18 protein-coding genes and 3 tRNA genes are annotated in these 22,058 nt (G+C 48.9%); 16 read left to right on the top strand and 5 right to left on the bottom strand.

What is annotated here, in order from left to right:
- The first annotated feature begins 14 nt into the window (after positions 1 to 14).
- The 3 genes from tpiA to gpmI all read left to right on the top strand — a co-directional run bounded on the left by tpiA (position 15) and on the right by gpmI (position 3,247).
- A complete protein-coding gene (gene tpiA / locus KTH89_RS01385) occupies positions 15 to 764 on the top strand; it encodes a triose-phosphate isomerase (protein ID WP_158346780.1) in 750 nt (249 codons plus the stop codon).
- Positions 765 to 1,048: 284 nt separating this feature from the next.
- Positions 1,049 to 1,456, top strand: coding sequence for a DUF4854 domain-containing protein (locus KTH89_RS01380; protein WP_158346778.1), 408 nt, complete (start codon positions 1,049 to 1,051; stop codon positions 1,454 to 1,456).
- 249 nt (positions 1,457 to 1,705) lie between these two features.
- Positions 1,706 to 3,247: a 2,3-bisphosphoglycerate-independent phosphoglycerate mutase gene (gene gpmI, locus KTH89_RS01375; RefSeq protein WP_238720334.1), complete on the top strand. Its 1,542-nt coding sequence runs from the start codon at positions 1,706 to 1,708 to the stop codon at positions 3,245 to 3,247.
- An 86-nt stretch (positions 3,248 to 3,333) separates the two neighbouring features.
- On the opposite strand, the gene KTH89_RS01370 is transcribed toward gpmI, so the two are convergent.
- Positions 3,334 to 4,851, bottom strand: a complete 1,518-nt coding sequence (locus KTH89_RS01370) for a xylulokinase (protein WP_238720333.1) — start codon at positions 4,849 to 4,851, stop codon at positions 3,334 to 3,336.
- Positions 4,852 to 5,039: 188 nt separating this feature from the next.
- On the opposite strand from KTH89_RS01370, the gene KTH89_RS01365 reads away from it, so the two are divergent.
- Together KTH89_RS01365 and KTH89_RS01360 are read left to right on the top strand one after the other, a co-directional pair.
- Positions 5,040 to 5,789, top strand: coding sequence for a DeoR/GlpR family DNA-binding transcription regulator (locus tag KTH89_RS01365; protein WP_238720332.1), 750 nt, complete (start codon positions 5,040 to 5,042; stop codon positions 5,787 to 5,789).
- A gap of 69 nt (positions 5,790 to 5,858) precedes the next feature.
- Positions 5,859 to 6,536 carry a fructose-6-phosphate aldolase gene (locus KTH89_RS01360; RefSeq protein ID WP_158346774.1) on the top strand — a complete coding sequence of 226 codons (678 nt, stop codon included), beginning with the start codon at positions 5,859 to 5,861 and terminating at the stop codon, positions 6,534 to 6,536.
- Between the two features lie 119 nt (positions 6,537 to 6,655).
- Here the strand turns inward: KTH89_RS01360 and KTH89_RS01355 are convergent, their stop codons facing one another.
- Positions 6,656 to 7,639 (bottom strand): serine hydrolase domain-containing protein, encoded by a 984-nt coding sequence (locus tag KTH89_RS01355; protein ID WP_238720331.1) that lies wholly within the window; start codon positions 7,637 to 7,639, stop codon positions 6,656 to 6,658.
- Positions 7,640 to 7,811: 172 nt separating this feature from the next.
- Between KTH89_RS01355 and KTH89_RS01350 the strand changes: the two genes are divergently transcribed.
- Positions 7,812 to 8,807 (top strand): SPL family radical SAM protein, encoded by a 996-nt coding sequence (locus tag KTH89_RS01350; protein ID WP_238720330.1) that lies wholly within the window; start codon positions 7,812 to 7,814, stop codon positions 8,805 to 8,807.
- A gap of 7 nt (positions 8,808 to 8,814) precedes the next feature.
- On the opposite strand, the gene KTH89_RS01345 is transcribed toward KTH89_RS01350, so the two are convergent.
- A complete protein-coding gene (locus tag KTH89_RS01345) occupies positions 8,815 to 10,401 on the bottom strand; it encodes a putative polysaccharide biosynthesis protein (protein ID WP_238720329.1) in 1,587 nt (528 codons plus the stop codon).
- Positions 10,402 to 10,496: 95 nt separating this feature from the next.
- Positions 10,497 to 10,580 (bottom strand) — tRNA-Leu (locus KTH89_RS01340).
- 222 nt (positions 10,581 to 10,802) lie between these two features.
- Between KTH89_RS01340 and KTH89_RS01335 the strand changes: the two genes are divergently transcribed.
- Both KTH89_RS01335 and KTH89_RS01330 read left to right on the top strand, forming a co-directional pair.
- Positions 10,803 to 10,886 (top strand) — tRNA-Leu (locus tag KTH89_RS01335).
- Positions 10,887 to 10,961: 75 nt separating this feature from the next.
- Positions 10,962 to 12,218 carry a CapA family protein gene (locus KTH89_RS01330; protein ID WP_238720328.1) on the top strand — a complete coding sequence of 419 codons (1,257 nt, stop codon included), beginning with the start codon at positions 10,962 to 10,964 and terminating at the stop codon, positions 12,216 to 12,218.
- Positions 12,219 to 12,346: 128 nt separating this feature from the next.
- Here KTH89_RS01330 and KTH89_RS01325 read toward each other — a convergent pair whose 3' ends face one another.
- On the bottom strand, positions 12,347 to 13,981 hold the full coding sequence (locus KTH89_RS01325) for an ABC-F family ATP-binding cassette domain-containing protein (RefSeq protein WP_158346770.1): 1,635 nt from the start codon (positions 13,979 to 13,981) through the stop codon (positions 12,347 to 12,349).
- A 233-nt stretch (positions 13,982 to 14,214) separates the two neighbouring features.
- Here KTH89_RS01325 and KTH89_RS01320 point away from each other — a divergent pair.
- The 8 genes from KTH89_RS01320 (at position 14,215) to KTH89_RS01285 (ending at position 22,047) form a co-directional block, all read left to right on the top strand.
- Positions 14,215 to 14,298: transfer RNA gene (locus KTH89_RS01320), tRNA-Leu, on the top strand.
- A gap of 208 nt (positions 14,299 to 14,506) precedes the next feature.
- Positions 14,507 to 15,571, top strand: a complete 1,065-nt coding sequence (locus tag KTH89_RS01315; RefSeq protein WP_330654987.1) for a LacI family DNA-binding transcriptional regulator — start codon at positions 14,507 to 14,509, stop codon at positions 15,569 to 15,571.
- Between the two features lie 125 nt (positions 15,572 to 15,696).
- A complete protein-coding gene (locus KTH89_RS01310; RefSeq protein WP_267287879.1) occupies positions 15,697 to 16,782 on the top strand; it encodes a LacI family DNA-binding transcriptional regulator in 1,086 nt (361 codons plus the stop codon).
- A 166-nt stretch (positions 16,783 to 16,948) separates the two neighbouring features.
- Entirely contained in the window at positions 16,949 to 17,308 is a 360-nt protein-coding gene (locus KTH89_RS01305; RefSeq protein ID WP_238720326.1) for a sensory rhodopsin transducer, read from the top strand.
- Positions 17,309 to 17,439: 131 nt separating this feature from the next.
- The gene (locus tag KTH89_RS01300; RefSeq protein ID WP_238720325.1) at positions 17,440 to 18,459 is read left to right on the top strand and encodes a sugar ABC transporter substrate-binding protein; all 1,020 of its coding nucleotides are present in this window, start codon (positions 17,440 to 17,442) and stop codon (positions 18,457 to 18,459) included.
- A 175-nt stretch (positions 18,460 to 18,634) separates the two neighbouring features.
- Complete coding sequence (locus KTH89_RS01295) at positions 18,635 to 20,134, top strand: sugar ABC transporter ATP-binding protein (RefSeq protein ID WP_238720324.1); 1,500 nt, start codon at positions 18,635 to 18,637, stop codon at positions 20,132 to 20,134.
- A gap of 2 nt (positions 20,135 to 20,136) precedes the next feature.
- Complete coding sequence (locus KTH89_RS01290; RefSeq protein WP_238720323.1) at positions 20,137 to 21,096, top strand: ABC transporter permease; 960 nt, start codon at positions 20,137 to 20,139, stop codon at positions 21,094 to 21,096.
- A complete protein-coding gene (locus tag KTH89_RS01285; protein WP_158346759.1) occupies positions 21,097 to 22,047 on the top strand; it encodes an ABC transporter permease in 951 nt (316 codons plus the stop codon).
- Positions 22,048 to 22,058: the final 11 nt, after the last annotated feature.

Here is a 22,058-nt window from a genome sequence, read left to right as displayed (position 1 = left end):
AGGAGAATTTTAATATGCGTAAAAAAATTATCGCAGGCAACTGGAAAATGAATAAAACACCCAGTGAGGCCGTTGCCTTAGTAAATGAGTTAAAACCTCTGGTAGCAAACGAAGAGGTAGACGTAGTATTCTGCGTACCTGCCATCGATATCATCCCCTGCCTGGAAGCAGCTAAGGGAAGCAACATCGAGATCGGTGCGGAAAACATGTATTACGAAGAGAGCGGCGCTTACACAGGAGAGATCGCTCCCAACATGCTGACCGACGTTGGTGTAAAATATGTCATCATCGGACATTCCGAGAGAAGAGAATACTTCGCAGAGACTGATGAGACCGTGAACAAAAAAGTCCTGAAAGCATTCGAGCATGGACTTACCCCCATCGTCTGCTGCGGCGAATCCCTGACTCAGAGAGAGCAGGGCATCACCATCGACTGGATCCGTCAGCAGATCAAGATCGCTTTCCTGAATGTTACCGCAGATCAGGCTAAGACGGCTGTGATCGCTTATGAACCTATCTGGGCCATCGGTACCGGTAAAGTCGCTACCACAGAGCAGGCGCAGGAAGTATGCGCAGCGATCCGTGCATGCATTGGCGAGATCTATGACGAAGCTACCGCAGCAGCGATCCGTATCCAGTACGGCGGAAGCGTATCTGCTTCCAGTGCTCCGGAACTTTTTGCCCAGAACGATATCGACGGCGGTCTGGTAGGCGGAGCTTCTTTAAAACCCGATTTTGGAAAGATTGTAAATTATAATAAATAATGGTCTTTCCTTTTAGAACGGTAATCCTTTGCATCCTTTTCGACATCGTGAATAGCTGATTATTGAGCAAGAGTACGAATAAAGCAGAAGATTTAATAAAGCAAAAGTACGAATATTCATTTATAACGAAAGAGAAAAGAATATCCTGTCAATGAGAACGAGCGATATGCGAAGGACTCATTGGCAGGAGATTTTGTTTATTATGACTTTGTAAGAAAATGTCGGCTTGTAGCCTGTCAGGAGATGCAAAAATTACATAAAATAAAAAAAGAGAGGTAAGTAAAATGAAACAGAAAGTGTCACGTATCATCGTCATGGCTTTGATCCTTGCTATGACATTAACCGTTGTAGGATGTGGAAAGAAGTTCGATAATTTGGATGAGTTTGTCGCTTCCGATGAAATGCAGACAGAACTTGAGACAGTCAAAGAGTCATTGGCAGGCTCAGGAATGAGCGTTGATATTAAAGCAGACGGGGAAAAACTTATCTATGCATACACATTGGATCAGCAGGTAGACCCGACGGGTATGGCAGAATCCCTTGAAGCTGCAATGGATCAGCAGAAAGATGCTTTTATTCAGGTAGCCGAAGAACTGAAAAAAGAAGTAAAAGTAGATAACCCGGTAGTTGTTGTTCAGTATCTGAATAACGATGGATCTGAAATTTTCTCTAAAGAATACGCGCCGGAGTAAACAGCATACGATAGAAAAGAAATTAAGTTATCCTGTCAATTGGTCCAAGAGAGGTTCTCCGGCCAATTGACAGGATATTTATTTGTATTTGTTTTATAGCCTTTAATATACGGCAGGCGGGCAGAGTTACTGCTATGGGAATATGCCTCACCTGGTATGGAAAGGGCTTTTTTTACGTAATTCCTTGTAATTGGCATAGGTTATGTGTTATATTGATAACGATGTGATAATAGAAAAGGAGTAATCAAAATGAGTAAAAAACCAACTGTATTAATGATCTTAGATGGTTACGGATTAAATGACCGTAAAGATGGAAATGCGGTTGCTGAGGCTAACACCCCGGTTATGGACAAGTTAATGTCAGAATATCCGTTCGTAGAAGGAAATGCCAGCGGTATGGCAGTCGGTCTTCCGGAAGGCCAGATGGGCAACTCAGAAGTAGGTCACCTGAATATGGGAGCCGGCCGGATTGTCTATCAGGAACTGACCAGGATTACGAAAGAAATCCAGGACGGAGATTTCTTTAAAAATGAGGCGTTATTAAAAGCTGTGGAAAACTGCAAGGCGAACGGCTCAGCCCTTCACATGTTCGGGCTTTTGTCGGACGGCGGGGTTCACAGCCATAATACCCATCTGTACGGCCTTTTGAAGCTGGCGAAACAGCACGGCCTCAATAAGGTGTATGTCCACTGTTTCCTGGACGGAAGAGACACTCCTCCGGCATCCGGAAAAGATTATGTGGAGCAGTTAGAAGCGAAGATGAAAGAAATCGGCGTCGGCGAGATCGCGACGGTGATGGGACGTTACTACGCTATGGACCGTGACAACCGTTGGGACCGTGTGGAACTGGCCTACAAAGCGCTCTGTAAAGGCGAGGGAGTGCCGGCGGACAATGCGCCCGAAGCGGTACAGAATTCCTATGACGAGGGTAAGAACGACGAGTTTGTGCTTCCGGCCGTAGTGATGAAAAATGGAAAACCGGTAGCCACGATACAGGACAAAGACTCCGTCATCTTCTTCAATTTCCGCCCGGACAGAGCGAGAGAAATCACCAGAGCTTTCTGCGATAATGAATTTAGCGGTTTTGACAGGGAAAAGAAGCTGGATCTCACCTACGTCTGCTTTACCGAATACGATATTACGATCCCGAATAAGATCGTCGCTTTCCATAAAGTTGAGATCACCAACACCTTTGGCGAATTCCTGGCGGCCCACGGCATGACCCAGGCCAGAATCGCAGAGACGGAAAAATACGCGCATGTTACCTTCTTCTTCAACGGTGGAGTAGAAGAGCCAAATAAGGGAGAAGACCGAATCCTGGTAAAATCCCCCAAGGTTGCAACCTACGACCTCCAGCCCGAGATGAGCGCTTATAAAGTAGCCGATAAGCTGGTTGAGGCGATCAAGTCGGACAAATACGACGTCATCATCATCAACTTCGCCAATCCGGATATGGTAGGACATACCGGTGTGGAAGCTGCCGCCATCAAAGCGGTGGAAGCGGTAGACGAGTGTGTGGGAAAAGCCTACGATGCCCTGATGGAAGTAAACGGACAGATGTTTATCTGCGCCGATCATGGAAACGCGGAACAATTAGTGGATTATAACACCGGCGATCCCTTCACCGCCCATACCATCAATCCGGTTCCCTTCATCCTGGTGAACTATGAGAAAGATTATACGCTCCGGGAGGGCGGATGTCTGGCGGATATCGCACCTACCCTGATCGAAATGATGGGAATGGAGCAGCCCGCGGAAATGACGGGAAAATCGTTGTTGATTAAGAAATAGTTTGTTCTGTTCTTCCGGGCCAAAGCCTGATGTCTGCGGATGTCTCTGGTATATCTGCATACCGGCTTTGGCCCTTTTCTTTTGTCCTATATCTTACTCAATTCTTTAAACAGTCCTTTAAGAGCGTCATATCCCTGGTCAAACAAAGGCTTGAGCTGATGATAAACCTTCACATTTTCCGGTACGGGAGTGAAGGTATCTTTTGTGTGCAGAAAACGGGATACCTCTGCGAAATCCGGATAGATTCCGATTCCAACGCCTGCAATCATGGCGGCGGAGATGGAGGTGGCTTCCTCCATGTGATCCGGGCGGGTGAGGGAGACATCCAGCACATCGGAGAGGATACGGGCGATGATGTCCCCTTTGGCGCCTCCGCCTGTGAGAATCAGGTGATCCACCTGCAGGGAACGCCGGTAGGCGGCCAGAATCAATTCCAGGTTCATGGCAATACCTTCTACTGCGGCCCGGACGTAATCCGCCTTTGTGTGATGCATTTTGATACCGATATAGCTTCCGGCGGTGTCAGGGTTCCAGCGGGGACTCCGCTCCCCTAACAGGTAGGGCAGGAAGATCAGGTTCTTTGCACCTGCCGGGGAGGAGGCGATCAGACTGTTCAGATAGTCATAAGGGTTCTGACCGGCTTCCTCGGCTGCCTCGGTCTCGGCAGCGCAAAGGGACTTGCGGATGTAGGAGTAGACGCTTCCGGCCGACTGGGTGGTTCCGCAGGGCATGTACTGCCCGGGAATGACGTGGGCGAAACAGAAGAGGGTCTGATCCGGATCTACGAACATCTCCGGGGTGGTGCCGCCGATCCAGGCGGACGTGCCGAAGGTCAGGAACATCTGGTTCGGTTTGATACAGCCTGCGCCCAAAGCGGAACAGGGGCCGTCTCCGCCGCCGCATACGACCAGGGTGTCCGGAGTCAGAGAAAGGGCACGGGCGGCATCCGGGGTAAGCGGGCCGGCGATATCAATGGACTGTTTCAATTCAGGCAGTTTATCCCTGGAGATCCCGGCTGCGTCCAGTATTTCACCGGACCAGTCAAGAGCCTTCAGATCCAGAGCGTTGGTGCCGGAGGCGTCGGAATAGTCGGTGACAAAACGGCCGGTGAGCCGGTAGATGATATAATCCTTAGCCTGGAGCATTTTGTAGGTTTTTTCATAGAGTTCCGGTTCATGATCTTTGATCCACATGAGTTTTTCGATGCTGTAGGAGGCGCTGACCCGGTGGCCGGTCAGCTCGTACATCCGGTCGGAACCGACCCGGCGGCTTAAGAGATCAGCTTCCTTTCCGGCCCTTTGATCCGCCCAGATGATGGCGGGTCTGAGGGGAGCTCCGTTTTGATCCACGACCAGACAGCATTGCATCTGAGCGGAAAAGGATATGGCCAGAACCTGTCCCGGATCTGTATCCCGCAGGATTTCCCTGGTGGACACACAGACGGCCTCCCACCAATCTTCCGGATTTTGCTCCGCGCAGTTGGATGAAAAGAAATGGACGTTGTAGGGATGGGTGTAGCTTCGGATCAATTCTCCGTCCGTAGAAAAAAGGGAAGCTTTGTTGCCGGATGTTCCCAGGTCGTGGGCGATTAAATATTGTTTCAAGAGTAATCCTCCTTATCCTTGCATGATGATTTGTCTGCAGCATTACGATACTGAATCTGGTGCTATTATACCAACAAAAGGAATAAATGTAAAGCATATGTAAAACAGAAACTTTCGTACGAAAGTTATTGTTGACATTTATGTAATGGAATAATATAATATAAGAAAATAAGAAGGAGTAATGCCCAATGGAAGAACGCCATATCCGAATCATTGAACTGGTCAGTATCCATAAGAAAATCGAAGTATCCAAGCTGGCGGAGCTGCTGCACACGTCTCAGGTTACCGTGCGCAAGGATCTGGATGTCCTTGCGGATAAAGGGATACTGAAGCGGGAGCGGGGATACGCGGTGCTCAATGCGGAGGACGATATCAACTATCGGATGGCCTTTCATTATGAAATTAAGCGGAAGATCGCTTTGAGCGCCGCGAAGCTTGTGCAGGACGGGGAGACGGTGATGATCGAATCCGGATCGGCCTGTATGCTGCTGGCGGAATTACTGGCTTACGAAAAAAGAGGGGTTACGATCATTACGAATTCGGCCTATCTGGCTTCTTATGTAAAAGACGCTCCCGGAGTAAAAGTTACGCTTTTGGGAGGCGATTATCAGCCCAGAGCCCAGGCGATGGTCGGCCCGTTGACGAAGATGTGCGCACAGCAGTTCTGTGTCGATAAGATTTTCGTGGGAACCGATGGATTTTCGGAGACGAACGGCTTCACCGGCGATAATCTGGTGCGGGCGGACACGGTACGCGCGATGGCTGAGTCGGCGCATAGGACGGTCGTGTTAGCGGACGCGGAGAAATTTACCCGGGCTGGCACGGTATCTTTTTTAAAGCCGTCGGAGGTCTCTGTGGTTATAACGGATTCCGGCATACCTGGAGAGATCAGAGAATATCTGACCGGGGCAGGGGTACAGGTATTGACCGTGGAGTAAAGCGTATATGTGAATGGCAGTAATGATAAAAATTAAAATAGAAATGCAAAAAGGAAAGGATGGAACAGCATGGAATACTTATTTGACACAGCGAACATCGGGGCGATCAAAAAATATGGGGAATTTATCCCGATCACAGGAGTTACCTCGAATCCCAGTATTGTGAAAAAAGAGGGGAAAATTGATTTCTTTGCTCATATGCGCGAGATACGTTCTATCATCGGTCTGGATAAAACCTTACATATCCAGGTGACCGCCCAGGACTATGAAGGGATGATGAAGGACGCGGAGGCGATTCTGAAAAATGTGGACGATCAGGTTTATATCAAGGTTCCGGTCACCCTGGAAGGGTTGAAAGTGATCCGCAAGCTGCATGGAAGAGGCGTGAATACAACGGCGACCGCTATTTACACCAAGATGCAGGGCTTCCTGGCCATGGAGGCGGGCGCTGATTATATCGCTCCCTATTATAACCGTATGGAGAATATGGGGATAGACGCCAAAGATGTAGTAGGCTCATTCGCTAAAATGATCAGGGACTACGGATATTCCACCAAGATTCTGGCAGCCAGCTTTAAGAATATGGGCCAGGTAAACGAAGCGTTCATGGCAGGCGCCCAGACGGCCACCATGGGTATTGATATTATCGAGGGGGCGTTCAGCATGCCGTCGATCCAGCAGGCGGTGGATGACTTCACGGAGGATTGGAAATCTGTATTTGGTGATCAGCTGATTATGGATTTATAAGCCGCAAAGATAAGCCGCAAAGCCGCAGGAGCATTCATAAATAGGATGCTTCTGCGGCTTTGTATTTTGCAATTATGATTTCTATAATTCAAAAGTGTTATTTGACATTCTGGAGGCTTTTATTGATTTAACATTGGTTCAATAAATTCCTGAATAAATGGTACCCGGTCATAAATAGACGGTTTGAAGGTCGCGCTTACGGAAATAACGGTATTGTTTTGGGGATTGATATAGATCACATTGCCGCTGTTTCCCAGCGCCGCGTAGGCAGAGCGGTCCGGATCAGGTGTCCACCACAAATATCCATACTGCATGTTTGCAAAGTGTTCGTCACATTTTATACGTGGCTTTGTACTCTTTGCGATCCACTCGCTGGAGACAACGCTTGTTCCGTTACAGACGCCTTTGTTTAAACAGAGCTGTCCTATTTTCGCCATGTCCCCCGCAGACAGGCAAAGTCCGAATCCGGCGGCTCCTACTCCCAGGGGGTCCGTAAACCAAATGTTTTTCTTCGGTTCTTTTGATATGGTAAACGCCTTGTGTTCTTGAGCAGACTCCGCTTCAAACTGATGAAATGGGGATATGCCCAATGGTCCGAAGAGAAACCGGTTTGCGAAATCCACGGTTTTCATACCGCTTACTTTTGCGAGAATCCCTGTCAGTATATGTATACCAAGGGTAGAGTATTTGAAAGAGCCGGTCAAACCTGCTTTTCCGCCCAACAAATCCAATGCGGCTTTGGTCCAGTCATCACTGGAGCAGACCTTTGTCCAAGGCTCAGACCGGTATTTATATGGAGCTGTCATGGTGAGCAGATGTTCTAGGGTAACCTGTTGTATTGTTTTTTCTCCGCGCTTTATGTTATATTCGGGGAAAAAATCAAGCACATGCTGCCGGACATCGGAAATCAAACCCTGATCTATTGCAATTCCTATTAGTAAAGATACAACGCTTTTTGTTACAGACATAACATGTACGGTATCAGATGGCTTAAAGCCATGCCAATAGTCGCTGTACGCCATTTCTCCATTTTTCATGGCGGCGATGCCGCATATGTTATCCTGATGCTCTGCAATATAGCTGTGTAATTCTTTATTATCCATTCATTTTATTCTCCTTAAAAATAATTAAGAACGTTCTTGAATGCAAGCTTAACTCCATTAAAAATGTTTTGCAAGCACTTTTTTAAAAGCGCCTGAATGATAAATTCGTCGGCCGGGTATGAGAATAGCAGCAGCCTCACATACTAAGCAAAAGAGGAAAGAAGGCGATGGATTGTTCCCAGAAGTCATTTACTATGAAAAAGCGGCGCTTGCGTATAAACTGGGAGAAGAGCTGCGCAGGAAGTATACCCATACGGAGTGGATTCCCATTGAGAACCATAATAATATAGAAGAAATGCGTAAAAGACCCAATAAAGATTTCGGGAAGATGAAGCAGTATCTGATCGTTGGGATCAGAAAGACGCACCGGTATGTGGAGAATCATAAGGTTTCCGATTATCTGGTACCCTATACCTCCTCCGGGTGCACCGCCATGTGTCTGTACTGTTATCTGGTCTGCAATTATAATAAATGTTCGTATCTGAGAGTGTTTGTAAACAGAGAGCAGATGCTGGAGAGGCTGATCCGGCATGCGCAGCGGGCGGATCGGGAGATGGTCTATGAGATTGGCAGCAACAGTGATCTGATCCTGGAAAATACCATAACTGGAAATCTAGAGTGGACGATCCGGGAATTTGTGAAAAATCCCAGCGGCATCCTGACATTTCCCACAAAATTTGATATGGTAGAACCCCTCCTGGAACTGGACCATAAGCGCCGGGTGATCATCCGAATGAGTCTGAATCCGCAGGAAATCATCCGGACGGTGGAATTCGGGACCTCGCCGTTAAATGCCCGTATCAGGGCGTTAAATGCAGTGTGCGGCGCGGGATACCGGGTGGGAATTCTCATAGCCCCTGTCATTATGGTGGAGGGATGGAAGACGCTGTATGAACAGCTGATCCGGCAGATGGCGGATCAATTGACGGAACGGGTAAAAAAGGAAGCGGTGATAGAAATCATTTTTATGACCTACAGCTTCGTGCAGAACGCGATTAACACAGAGGCTTTTCCCAAGGCGGTGAATCTCTATGAAAAAGAGCAGATGACCGGGCGGGGAAGAGGAAAATACTGCTACCGAAAAGAACTGCGGGAGGACGGAGAAATTTACCTGCGCAGTCTGATCGGACGGTATTTAAAAGATATGAAAATCTTATATGTCGTCTAAAACAAGGCTAATTATCACCTTTGCGGCCAAGATCCGCGGCATTCAACAGACGCAGCTTCAGAATCATCAGAAAATAGAACAGAGCGGCGGCAGCGATAGACAAGAACAGGCTGATGGTGTTGCTGTGTATGAATCGGACGCATCCCGCATATACAGCCCAGGCGATGCCGCCCATCACGATGGAAATCAGGACAGGCTTTAGAAACGTATCGCCGATCTCCTGGCGGTAGTCCAGAAAATTGCGTACAGAGATTCCGTTAAAGATACACATAAACAGGGAATAGACGATGGTGGCTGCAACGAGAGCATACAGTCCCGCGTCGGTAAAATATAACAGCAACACAAGAGCGACGGTTTGAATTACAAGAGAAATACTGGCATTGCGCACCGGCAGATTTACTTTTCCCACAGCCTGCAGCACCGCATTGGTAAGCGTGGACAGGGAATACAGGACTACCGTGACCCCAAGACAGCGCAGCAGGCTGGCCGCCAGATCCAACGAGGATTTCTGGGGAAACAAAAGCTGAACGATGGGGCGGGCCAGCACCGTCATCCCCACGGCAGCGGGAATAGCGATCAGCATGGTGATGCGGATCGCGCTGCTGATCTTCGCGTTGGTCTGCTCCGAATCCCCCAGGGCATAAGTCCCGGAGATGGAAGGGATCATGGCGGAGGACATAGCGGTAGCGATGGCAATCGGAATATTGGTGATTACAATGGCCTTTCCGGAAAAGATACCATAGGAGGTGGCGATCTGCGCATTCGTGAGAGCGGTCGTACTCTCCAGGATTTTGCTGTAGATCGTCTGATTTAAAGAGGTGCTGAAATTATAAATAAAAGTGCTAAGGATAACCGGGGTTACCATGAACAGGATTATTTTGCTGATTTCCCGGTAGGATTCGGTCTTGTGGCCGGTGTCCCGTTCAATTCTGCGGACGATCGTACGGCGGTTGAACATGTACACGGCAAAGACGAATATCAGGGCGGTTAAGACCCCGGCGCCGGTACCCAGCGCACTTCCGGAAGCTCCCCGGATCGCTTTTTGCGTCATATCCGCGCCGGTAAAGCTTTGAATCAGCAAATAGGCGGCTAGGATACTGATTACGGCGTTTAAGATCTGTTCCAGGATCTGGGACACGGAGGTCTGGACCATGGAGCCGTGGGCCTGGAAGTATCCCCGCAGCACGCCTAATAGTCCCGACAGGAAAATTGTGGGCGCAAAAATACGCAGTACGGGAACCGCGTTGCTTCCAACCAGAAAATCCGCGCAGAAAAAGGCAAACAGACTGCCGATGATTCCGGCTATCACCACATAAAGTATGGAACAGCGGAAAATCCTGTGGGCGTTCCGATATTCCTTCAGGGCCAGGCGCTGGGATATGATTTTCGAAATCGCGGAAGGTATACTATAAGAAGAAACCAGCAATATGATCGTATAGATGTTATAAGCGGAGCTGTAGTAACCGTTTCCCTCGTCTCCGATAATATTCGTCAGCGGACTGCGGTAAAGGATACCGATAATCCGGCAGAGGATTCCGGCCACGGCAAGAATTCCGGCTTGTTTAATAAATCTGTTATCCGTACTTTTCATCATTTTCATTCCTGACATTCAACTGATCACGAAACATGTTTATCATTTGTAGTATCACAAAGAAAAAAGCCGATTATACAGAATCGGCTTTCCATTCATGCGGGAAAAGGGACTTGAACCCTCACGACCTTGCGATCACCAGATCCTTAGTCTGGCCCGTCTGCCAATTCCGGCATTCCCGCAGTTTCTGTGACAAAGCAGTTATGTGATTGCCACAAGTGATATTTTAACAAATGCGTCTGCATTAGTCAAGAAGAAAATTGAGAAAGTTTGTCATAAAATAACAACCCTTAAGAATTCCTGCTTTCCGGCGGAATTTGTTGGACTTAGGAAATATTTTGGAGAAATTTATAAAAAAGCATTGACATTTTGCTCAAGAAACGATAGAATATGTTTCGTGAGTTGCGGGAATGCCGGAATTGGCAGACGGGCATGATTCAGGTTCATGTGTACGAATGTACGTGAGGGTTCAAGTCCCTTTTCCCGCACTGAAGCAGCCTGTAGATCTGATATGGATTTACAGGTTTTTTTGTTTATTTCTTTGGCAATAAGAGGAATACATAATGAAGATAGTGAAAAGTATCGCAAATATACTGATAGGAATATGCTTATTATTGGCTGTTGTCATTGTCCTGAAAACGGACGCCGGACAGCCTGATGATGCAGCCGGCCTGTCAGAGGACCGGAACCATGCGGCACAAAAGGATGCGGATCAGGAGAATACGGAACGGGAAAATGCGGGCCTGGATAATAGGAAGCAGAACGAGGCGCAGAAGGAAGAACCGTCGGACCGTGACAGCGCAGAACGCGCGGAAACCGGTGATGGACATATAAAAGATCCGCAGGAGCAGCCGGATCAAACTACGGAGGATAGCGGGAAGGATGCAAAAGAGCTTCTGCTGGCCTTTGGCGGGGACGTGCTGTTAAGCGACGGCTTGAACGCCGTATATGACAAAGGCGGGATCGCCTCGGTATATGATTCCCGGGTTCTGGAGAAGATGCAGGCGGCGGATATTCTGATGATTAATCAGGAATTTCCATTCAGCACCAAAGGGACGGCCATGGAGGATAAACAGTACACCTTCCGGGCGAATCCCCGATACGTACAGATATTTAAGGATATGGGCGTGGATATCGTTACATTAGCCAATAATCATACCCTGGATTTTGGGCCGGAGGCGCTTCTGGATACGCTAAGTACCCTGGAGGATGCCGGTCTGCCCTATGTGGGCGCCGGAGAGAATCTGGAGCGGGCCGCCCGGGTGATCCGGATCGAGAAGGGCGGCAGGAAGATCGGTTTTCTGGGCGCGAGCCGCGTGATTCCGGTGACCGGCTGGTACGCGGGAAAGGAACGGCCGGGCCTGTTCGCGACCTATGATCCGGCCCAGATGCTGGAGAAGATAGCGGAGGCGAAGGAAACCTGCGATTATGTGGTGGCATATGTGCACTGGGGCGTGGAGTACGCAGATACCCCGGAAGAGTATCAAAGGCAGATGGCGCAGAAATATATAGACGCAGGAGCGGATCTGGTGGTGGGAAGCCATCCCCACGTCCTCCAGGGAATTGAGTATTATAAAGGGAAGCCCATTTTGTACAGCCTTGGCAATTTTCTCTTCGGCCAGTGGGCGGGGGAAACGGTGATGGCGGAGATCACCATCAAGGAGGACGGCGCGGCCGGATTAAAGCTGGTTCCTTTGACCATGAAAAATAATCAGACTTTTCTGATGGAAGAGCCGAAGCGGCTGTTTGAAGAGCTGCAGAGGATTTCATTTGGAGTATCTATCAGTGAAAATGGAATAGTGACGCCGAACGCGGAATAAGCGGAACGGGTTTTAAGTTTTAACAGACAGCCTGCGCAGTATTTGAACCGGCAGGACAAAAAAAGACACAGGGTACGGAAAATTTACCATTTGAAAGGTAAAAAATGTATCCTGTGTCTTTTGCTTTGTTAGTTGTCCTCCGGCTGGTCTTCCATAGTATAGACCGTCCGTTTCCGGGCCATTTCATCACTTTCCAGATATTCGTCGTAGGTCGTGATCTTGTCGATCAGATGGCCGTTTACGATCTCCATGATCCGGTTGGCCGTTGTCTGTACGAACTGATGGTCATGAGATGCAAACAGCACTACTCCCGGGAACTTGATCAGCCCGTTGTTCAGCGCGGTGATGGATTCCATGTCCAGGTGGTTGGTCGGCTCATCCAGAATCAGACAGTTGGAGCCTGAGATCATCATCTTCGAGAGAAGGCAGCGGACCTTCTCACCACCGGAGAGAACCTTCACCTTTTTGACACCGTCCTCACCGGCGAAGAGCATACGGCCCAGGAATCCCCGGACATAGGTGGCGTCTTTGATTTCGCTGTACTGCGTCAGCCAGTCAACGATCGTATCCTCGCAGTCAAACTCTTTGGTGTTGTCTTTGGGGAAATAGGCCTGGGAGGTGGTTACCCCCCATTTGTAAGTACCCTCGTCCGGTTCCAGCTCTCCGGCCAGAATCTTGAACAGGGTAGTTTTCGCCAGCTCGTCACCGCCCACAAAGGCAATTTTATCCTCATGGCCCACGATGAAGGAGAGATTATCCAACACCTTGACGCCGTCGATGGTCTTGCTTAAATTCTCCACGCTCAGCACTTCATTGCCGATCTCGCGGTTCGGCCGGAAATCGATATAGGGATATTTCCGGCTGGAAGGTTTGATGTCGTCCAGCTGTATCTTTTCCAGGGCGCGCTTTCTGGAGGTCGCCTGTTTGGATTTGGAAGCGTTGGCGGAGAAACGGGAGATAAACTCCTGAAGCTCCTTGATCTTTTCTTCCTTCTTCCGGTTGGCCTCCTTCATCTGGCGGATCAGCAGCTGGCTGGATTCATACCAGAAGTCATAGTTGCCGGCATAAAGCTGGATCTTAGCGTAATCGATATCTGCGATGTGCGTACAGACCTTATTCAGGAAATAACGGTCATGGGAAACTACGATGACGGTATTCTCGAAATTAATCAGGAATTCCTCCAGCCAGGAGATCGCATCCAGATCCAGATGGTTGGTAGGCTCATCCAGAAGCAGAATGTCCGGATTCCCGAACAGTGCCTGTGCTAATAAGACCTTCACCTTCTGGCTTCCGTTTAAATCTTTCATCATGGCGTAATGAAGATCCGTCTCAATCCCAAGGCCATTTAACAAGGTGGCCGCGTCGGATTCGGCTTCCCAGCCGTTCATGGTGGCGAATTCGCCTTCCAGCTCGCTGGCTTTCAGGCCGTCTTCTTCGGTAAAATCTTCTTTGGCGTAGATCGCGTCCTTTTCTTTCATAATTTCATACAGGCGGGCATTTCCCATAATGACGGTGTCCAATACCGGATACTCGTCATATTTAAAATGATCCTGCTGCAAAAAGGAGAGACGTTCTCCGGGAGTGATGATGACATCCCCCTTGGTCGGCTCCAGCTGGCCGGACAGAATTTTGAGGAAGGTGGATTTACCGGCTCCGTTGGCGCCGATCAGTCCATAACAGTTCCCCTCCGTGAATTTGATGTTGACGTCTTCGAATAAGGCTTTTTTGCCGATCCGAAGCGTGACATTACTTGTACTGATCATTTGAAAACCTCATTTTTCTTTCTGAAATACTTATTCTTTCTATGATAATGTGTTAAATTCATTTCTATTTTACAGGAATCCTATGAATTTGCAAGCCTTTTTATCAGGTTTGTGTATTTGGGTTTGTGTATTTGCAAGATAACTGAAAAATGAGGAATCGGAAAATATTGAAAAAATTTGAAATCCGGCATTGACATTTTGTGAAATTCACGATAGAATATGATTCATGAGTTGCGGGAATGCCGGAATTGGCAGACGGGCATGATTCAGGTTCATGTGTACGAATGTACGTGAGGGTTCAAGTCCCTTTTCCCGCATGCAGATAAGTTGACAAGGTTTCGATAAGAGATCTTTGTCGGCTTTTTTTGTTCTATGGGTGCGTACAGCCAAGGGAGCAAAGATAAAAAAGTGTGGTAGGGCATCCAGGGATGGATGCCCTTTTGAAATCTAAAATATAGTTAGGGGATGAAATGAAAAAGGAATAAACCGAATGACGGATAAGGATGGAAATTTCCCGGGAATTATATTAAAGTATATAGCAAGGGGGTTAGCCGGATGAAATCAAGTACATTGAAAGAAATAGCAGAAAAACTGAATGTGTCCGTTTCCACAGTTTCCAGGGCTGTGAACCAGAAAGAATATGTCAAAGAGGAGACCAGGGAACGTGTGCTCAGGGCGCTGGAAGAATATAATTATGTACCGAACGAAATCGCGCGTTCTCTGAAAATGAAATCGACGAAAACCATCGGAATCGTGGTCCCGGACATCTGTGAGACCTTGTTTGGCATGATTATCAAGGGGATCGATCAGGCGGTGTCTCCGAAGGGATATTCGATCATCGTATCGGATACCAATGAAAATAAGAAAAATGAGGAAAAGTATCTGAACCTGCTCTACCAGAAGAGAGTGGATGCTCTGGTCCTGGCAACCGTTGATCTTAGGGAGACGAAAGCTTCGGAGTATATAAAAAGCGGCATTCCGGTTATATTTATCGATAATATACCGGCCCTGGACGTACCGGTGGAGTCGGTGACGATCGATAATGCCAAAGCCAGTAAAATGGTGGTGGAATATCTGATCGGGAACGGACACCGGAACATAGCGGTCATTGGCGGCTCTGCCGATGAGACGACCGGGTATGAGCGGATCAGCGGATACCGGGACACATTAAAAGAACATGGGATCGAAGTGGATGAGCAGCTGATCCGCTACGGGATGTACAAAGAGGACGACGGATTCCGGTGCATGCAGGAGTTCCTGGATAACCGGGGCCGGCGCGCGTTTTCGGCGGTCTATGTGACGTCGGAAATGATGACGTTCGGCGCGATGAAAGCGATCCGCCAGTATGGGCTTCGCATTCCCGAGGATATTTCCATCGTCGGTTTCGATGTCCATGACAAAGCGGGGCTTGTCTATCCGAGCATCACGACGATCCGTGAGCCGGAGGTGCTGATCGGGACAAAGGTGGGGGAGCTTTTGCTGGAAAGGCTTGGAAAAGCGGGAGAGGATATGTCCCGTTTGGAAACGGACAACAAAGTTTTGCTGGAACCGGAGCTTCAGATCGGGCAGAGCGTCCGGTGTATCCTGTAAATAAAAAACAGCCGGAAGTGCTCATAGCATAAAAAAATATGTACAGAATTTTTGTGCAAAATTTGTGGAAAAGGGCAAAATGACAGAAGGGTTATTGACAAATCCGTGAGAGGATGTTAGGATAATTGCAAACGATTGCAGAAATAACAGAAGCGATTCATAAAGGGAAACATATGACAAGATCAAGTACATTAAAGGAAATAGCCCAAAAGTTAAATGTATCCGTTTCTACAGTTTCCAGAGCGGTGAATAATAAAGAATACGTGAAGGAAGAGACGAGGGAGAGGGTATTAAAAGCGCTGGAGGAATATAACTATGTGCCGAATGAGGTGGCGCGCTCCCTGAAGAAACAGTCGACCAGAACGATCGGCGTGGTTGTGCCGGATATTTGCGAGACGCTTTTCGGGACCATTATTAAGGGAATTGACCAGGTGGTGTCCCCCCATGGATATTCGATCATAGTGGCGGACACAAACGAAAGCCGGAAGAACGAGCAAAAATATCTGGAGCTGCTCTACCAGAAACGGATCGATGCCCTTGTCCTGGCTACGGTGGATCTGAACGGCCGAAAAGTGCTGCAGTATCTGAACAGTAAAATTCCGGTAGTATTTATCGATAATATCCCAAAGCTTAAGGTACCGATTGAATCGGTTACCATTGACAATGCCAAGGCCAGTGAGATTGCGGTGGAGTATCTGATCCGCCACGGGCACCACAGGATAGCGGCGATCGTAGGCTCGATCCAGGAGACGACGGGATATGAGCGGGTTGCGGGATATAAGCGGGCGCTGGCCGGCCATGGAATTCCTGTGGACGACAACCTGATCCGCTATGGGAATTATAAAGAAAACGACGGATATCTTTGTATGCGGGAGTTACTCGATAACCGTTTCCAGACGTCTTTTACCAGCGTCTATATTATGTCGGAAATGATGACATTCGGAGCGATTAAGGCGATTCGGCAGTATGGGCTCAGGATTCCGGAGGATCTGTCCCTGGTCGGTTTTGATGTTCATGACAAAGCGGGCCTGGTTCATCCAAGCATTACAACCATAAGGGAGCCGGAGGCCATGATCGGCACCAGAACCGGGGAACTTTTGCTGGAGCGGCTGGCCTGTATGGAGGCGGGGCAAGTCTGCGGGAGGAAAAATGAGAGGATTTTGGTGGAACCGTATTTGGAAATTGGACAGAGCGTGTGGGATGTCATTTAGCAATTTGATTTCGGCGCTATATTTTTTTCGTTAGTATTGCAAACGTTATCAGATGGACTTTATTTACTATGTACGAAAAGGGGGGAAGCGGTAGCAGGAGGACACGGATAAAGTTCAGATAATTGAATCTGTAACGATAGAAAACAGCCAAAAAGGAGGAAAAGAAATGGAATTGGGAAAGAAAACCTGGGTATTTGCAGACGGGGATCTACCGCCCCAGGGTGAAGTGGAGCCATTGGGGCATGAGGCGCTGATGATTGTGAATAACACAGAGGAGGACGCCGAGATCACACTGGATCTTTTATTTGAGGATCAGGAGCCGAAAGAAGGCATCAAACTCAAGGTGAAGGCCAGAAGGGTACATTGTTTCCGAATGGATTATCCCATAGGGGAAGAGCAGTTTTTGATTCCGAAAGGGCAGTTCGCGGTTATCTTAAACAGCAGTGTTCCGGTGGTGGCTGTATACGGGCGGCTTGACCGGCGAAAGGACATGGCATATTATCCGGTGGCGGGCTTCAGTATTTAAACTGAATTTTTTATTTTGCTATAACTGCAAACGTTGTCAGATAACGTTTGCAAAAGAATTGTTATAAGAATTATTTCATGCAGGATCATGGTAACGGAAGAGAATTTAAGAGAAGAAAGGAAGGAATCAGTATGAAAAAGTTGTTAGGTTTGGTGATGAGTTTGACATTGGCGGTATCCCTGTGCATGACCGGATGTTCCGGAGGCGGGACAGATCAGACAAACAGCGGGGCCGATACCCAGAAGACGGATGAGGGAAATGCCCAGGCGCAGGATAAACAAGGCGATACGGAACAGCTGAATATCTTTTTCGCAACCGCTTTTATGACGGTACCTTATGCCGCGCCCATGAATACGGCAATGGAAGAGTATGCGAAAGAAAATAATATCAACCTCCAGATGGTAGACGGGGAGGGGGATTCCCAGAAACAGCTGGATCAGATTAAGAACGCGGTCACCCAGGGCGTGGATGGCATTATCTACTGGCCTGCGGACGCGGCGTCGACGATACCGGTAGTGAATTATCTGGCAGAGTGCGGCGTGCCGTATGTGGTGCTGAACTCGAAGGTAGACGCCTCGGTCCAGGACAAGGTTCCCGCTTATGTGGGCCTGGATTATGAGATGGCCGGAGGAATCAGCGGGGATCTGGCGTTAGATTATCTGAAAGACGGGGGCAACGTGGTGGTAGTCGAGGGCGTAATGGGCACAGAGGCCCAGATCGGATACCTGAAAGGGTTTGAAGACAAGATTGCCCAGAATGACAAGATCAAAGTTCTTGCGAAACAGTCTGCGGAGTGGGATACGGCCAAAGCGATGAAGATTATGGAAGACTATATCACCACTTTCGGGGAGGAGATCGATCTGGTATACAGCGAGGACGACGGCATGTACCAGGGGATCGCGGCGGCTCTTTCCGACGCCGGCTTAAGCGATAAGATCAAATGTGTCTGCAACGGCCAGCTGCAGTTCGTGCTGGATCAGATCGAATCGGGCGTACTGCTGGGGGCCAGCTCGCAGGACCCTTCCGTGGAAGGAAGAACGGGCATCGAAGTGATGCATAAGGTGATTATGGGCGAGGAGGTCCCGGAATGGACCAAGATCGACTGCCGGCTGATTACTCCGGATAACGTGAATGAATTCAACGGCTGGTAATGGAAGGAAATAATCAGGCGGGGAGTGTGGCGCCGGCCCTTCGGCCGGCGTCCTGCCCTGACATGCGCGAAAAGCTTTATCGGAATCATTTAGGCTGCAGTAAATGCAGCACTGGAGGTAATGGTTACACCATACCTGAACTAAGGCTGCAGTAAATGCAGCACTGGAGGTAAATATGGAGAGTTATGCACTGGAAATGATAGATATCGTCAAGAATTTCCCGGGCGTCAAGGCGTTGGATAACGTGACTCTGAAAGTGAAAAAGGGAGAGGTCCATGCGATTATCGGCGAAAACGGCGCTGGGAAATCAACGCTCATGAAAGTCCTGAATGGCGTATATCAGGCGGATTCAGGGAGCATTCGGATAGAGGGGCAGGAGGTAAAAATCGGCAATATCAATACTGCTAAGAGTTTGGGAATCAGTTTTGTATTTCAGGAGATCAATCTGGTCCCCACCCTATCCGTGGTGGAAAATTTCTATCTGGGAGAGCTTCTAAAGAATAAGTTTCATATGATTGACTGGCATACCATGACCCGGAATGTAAAAGAGGCTTTGGAAAAGATCAACTTTACCCTGGATCCGAAACGCCGGGTCCTGGAGCTTACGGTGGCCGAGAAACAGATGATAGAGATTGCCAGGGCAGTCTCAAGAAATGCGAAAATAATCGTGATGGATGAGCCGACCTCATCCCTGTCGGAAAATGAAGTGGAAAAATTATTTGCCATCATCCGTACGCTTCGGGAACAGGGCATCACGATCATCTATATATCCCATAAATTGGATGAAATCTTTGAGATCTGCGATGCGGCCACAGTGATCCGGGACGGCAAGACGATCGAAACCCGCCGGGTGAAAGATTACACGGAAGATCTCATGATCGAACAGATGGTGGGACGCAGTGTGACCATGGAATTCCCCCAAAGGACATCGAAGCCCGGAGAGGTTATATTTTCAGCGGCGGATATATGCAGGAAAAATAAAATTTACCATGTGGACCTGGAACTGCGAAGAGGGGAGGTCCTGGGGCTCGCGGGCTTAGTGGGCGCAGGGCGCACCGAGCTGTGTGAGACCATTATCGGCGCGGAGAAGATGGAAGCCGGGGAAATACGGATCTTTGGCAAAAAGACCAAAATCTCCAATACCAGACAGGCAAAGCACAATTCGATCGGGATGGTGACGGAAGAGCGAAAGGAAACCGGCCTGGCCCTGGACTTTTCCGTAAAGCAGAATATCGTGATTACCAACCTGCCCAAGGTCGCCTGGAAGGGGATCTGGCTGAATGCCGGAAAGGAAGACCGCGCGGCCGGAGAGTACATAGAGGAGCTGAATATTAAGACGCCGGGGATGAACCAGAAGACCATGTTTCTCTCCGGGGGGAACCAGCAGAAGGTCGTGATTGCCAAATGGCTGTTCTCCGATGTGGACATTTTGATTCTGGACGAACCGACCAGAGGGATCGACGTGGGGGCAAAATTCGAAATTTACCAGCTGATCAACAAGCTGGCCGAGCAGGGAAAGGCGATCCTGATGATCTCATCGGAGATGAACGAAATCATCGGGATGTCGGACCGGATCATTGTCATGCACAACGGGCATAAAAAAGGGGAACTTGAGAAAGACATGATTTCGGCGGAAAATGTAATGCGGCTTGCAGTGGATACGGAGGAGGAATGACAATGAACAAGAATAAGAATAAATGGCTGTCGTTACTATGTGACTACGGGCTGTTGGTTGTCCTGATTCTCATCATATTGATCGTATCCCTGCTTTCCAAAGAATTCATGACAGTTGACAATATGACCAATATCTTAAGACAGTCCGCCGTCATCGGGATTATGGCGATCGGGGTCACAGTGGTTATCCTGGCCGGACACATTGATCTGTCCATCGGTTCCACAGTATCACTGGCCGGAGTGATCGTCATGAGCTTTGTGAACAACTATAAGATGGACTGGACCGGTATGATTCTGGCGATCCTGGCCGGCGGGCTTGTGGGACTGGTGAACGGTCTGATTATCGCGGTGATCAACGGGCGTACCTGCGACAGTTTTATCATCACCTTCGGCATGCAGACGGCGGTGGCCGCGGTTGCGCTGATCTATTCCGGAGGAAAATATATGTCGGGTACCGGCGGCGGAGTACACAGCCTGCTGGGAAAAGGGTATCTGCCGATTTTCTTCTTCCTGTTTTTTGCAGTTGTCCTGTTCCTGGTCATGAGATACACGCCGTTTGGACGTACCGTTTATTTTATGGGGGCGAACACGAAAGCGGCCAAGATGTCCGGGGTCAATATCAAATTCTATACCACGATGCTGTTCGTGATCGCCGGGGTGATGGCCAGTACGGCTTCCGTTATCTTAAGTTCCCGGGTAAATGCGGCATCCCCCACATCGGGAAAGGGATATGAGCTGGATGCCATCGCGGCCGTAGTGGTGGGAGGAACGTCACTGACCGGCGGGAAAGGCGGCATATTCAAGACAGTGCTGGGAGTCGTTATTATCGGGGTGCTGGGAAATGCGTTAAATGTCATGAACGTTACCACCTATCCGCAGATGATCATCCGCGGGTTCATCATCATTATCGCGGTTGTTCTGGATGTTTCCGGCAACAAGCTGAAGAATAGCGGGGTGAATTAGATGACCAGAACGAAAGAAATCAGAGGTTTTTTAACCAAAAATATGGTAGTCATACTGCTTCTTTTGATGATGCTGTTTATGACCGTCATGAACCGTAATTTTTTGACACTGTCCAACCTGACGAATATTTTTATCGAAATGTCTACCTACGGCACGATCACCATGGCTATGACCATCGCGATCATATGCGGAGAATTTGACTTGAGCGCCGGCGCCACCTACGCGCTGTGTTCGGTGTTTTTCTTAAAAAATCTGGACACCATGGGAATATTTCCGGCCATACTGGTGACCGTTCTCATCGGCGCGGCCGTGGGATTTGTGAACGGCTTTCTGGTAGCCAGGCTGGACATTCCCGCCTTCGTCGCCACCCTTGGAAGCATGACTTATGTCCGGGGCATCGCCCTGTTCTATACGGACGGCCAGCCGGTCAGCAATGCTAACCAGGCGATCTATCAGTGGGGAAACGGAAGCTTCCTCGGCATTCCCAATCTGGTTCTGACATTTTTGCTCTTTGTGGCAATCACGGAATGCTTTTTGAGATTCACCAAATCCGGCAGGGAGATCTATGCGGTGGGCGGAAGCCGGAAGATCGCAGAGCTGGCCGGTATCAACGCGAAAAAGAGCAAACTGCTCATCTTTGTCATCCTGGGCATTGCGGCCGGAATCGCGGGAGTGATGATCTCCTGCCGGATGGCTTCGGGAAGCGCCGCCCTGTTAGGCTTGAATACGTCCATGTCCGCGATCTCCGCGGTTGTGGTGGGCGGAACCTCGCTGTCCGGGGGCAGTGGCAGCGCGGTGCGGTCGTTGATCGGGCTTCTGGTAATCAGCGTCCTGTTTAACGCGCTGACGCTTCTGGGGATCGGCGCCTATTATCAGCAGCTGATCCGGGGGCTGGTTGTGATCATCATTGTGGCTATCGACGTTTACATGAGCCTGAATAAGAAGGATTGACGGAAGTGACG

This window comes from Diplocloster agilis, from assembly GCF_019042275.1.
Taxonomy (GTDB): domain Bacteria; phylum Bacillota; class Clostridia; order Lachnospirales; family Lachnospiraceae; genus Diplocloster; species Diplocloster agilis.
Note: the sequence above shows the minus strand (reverse complement) of the source record. Positions and strands in the feature narration are given on the sequence as shown.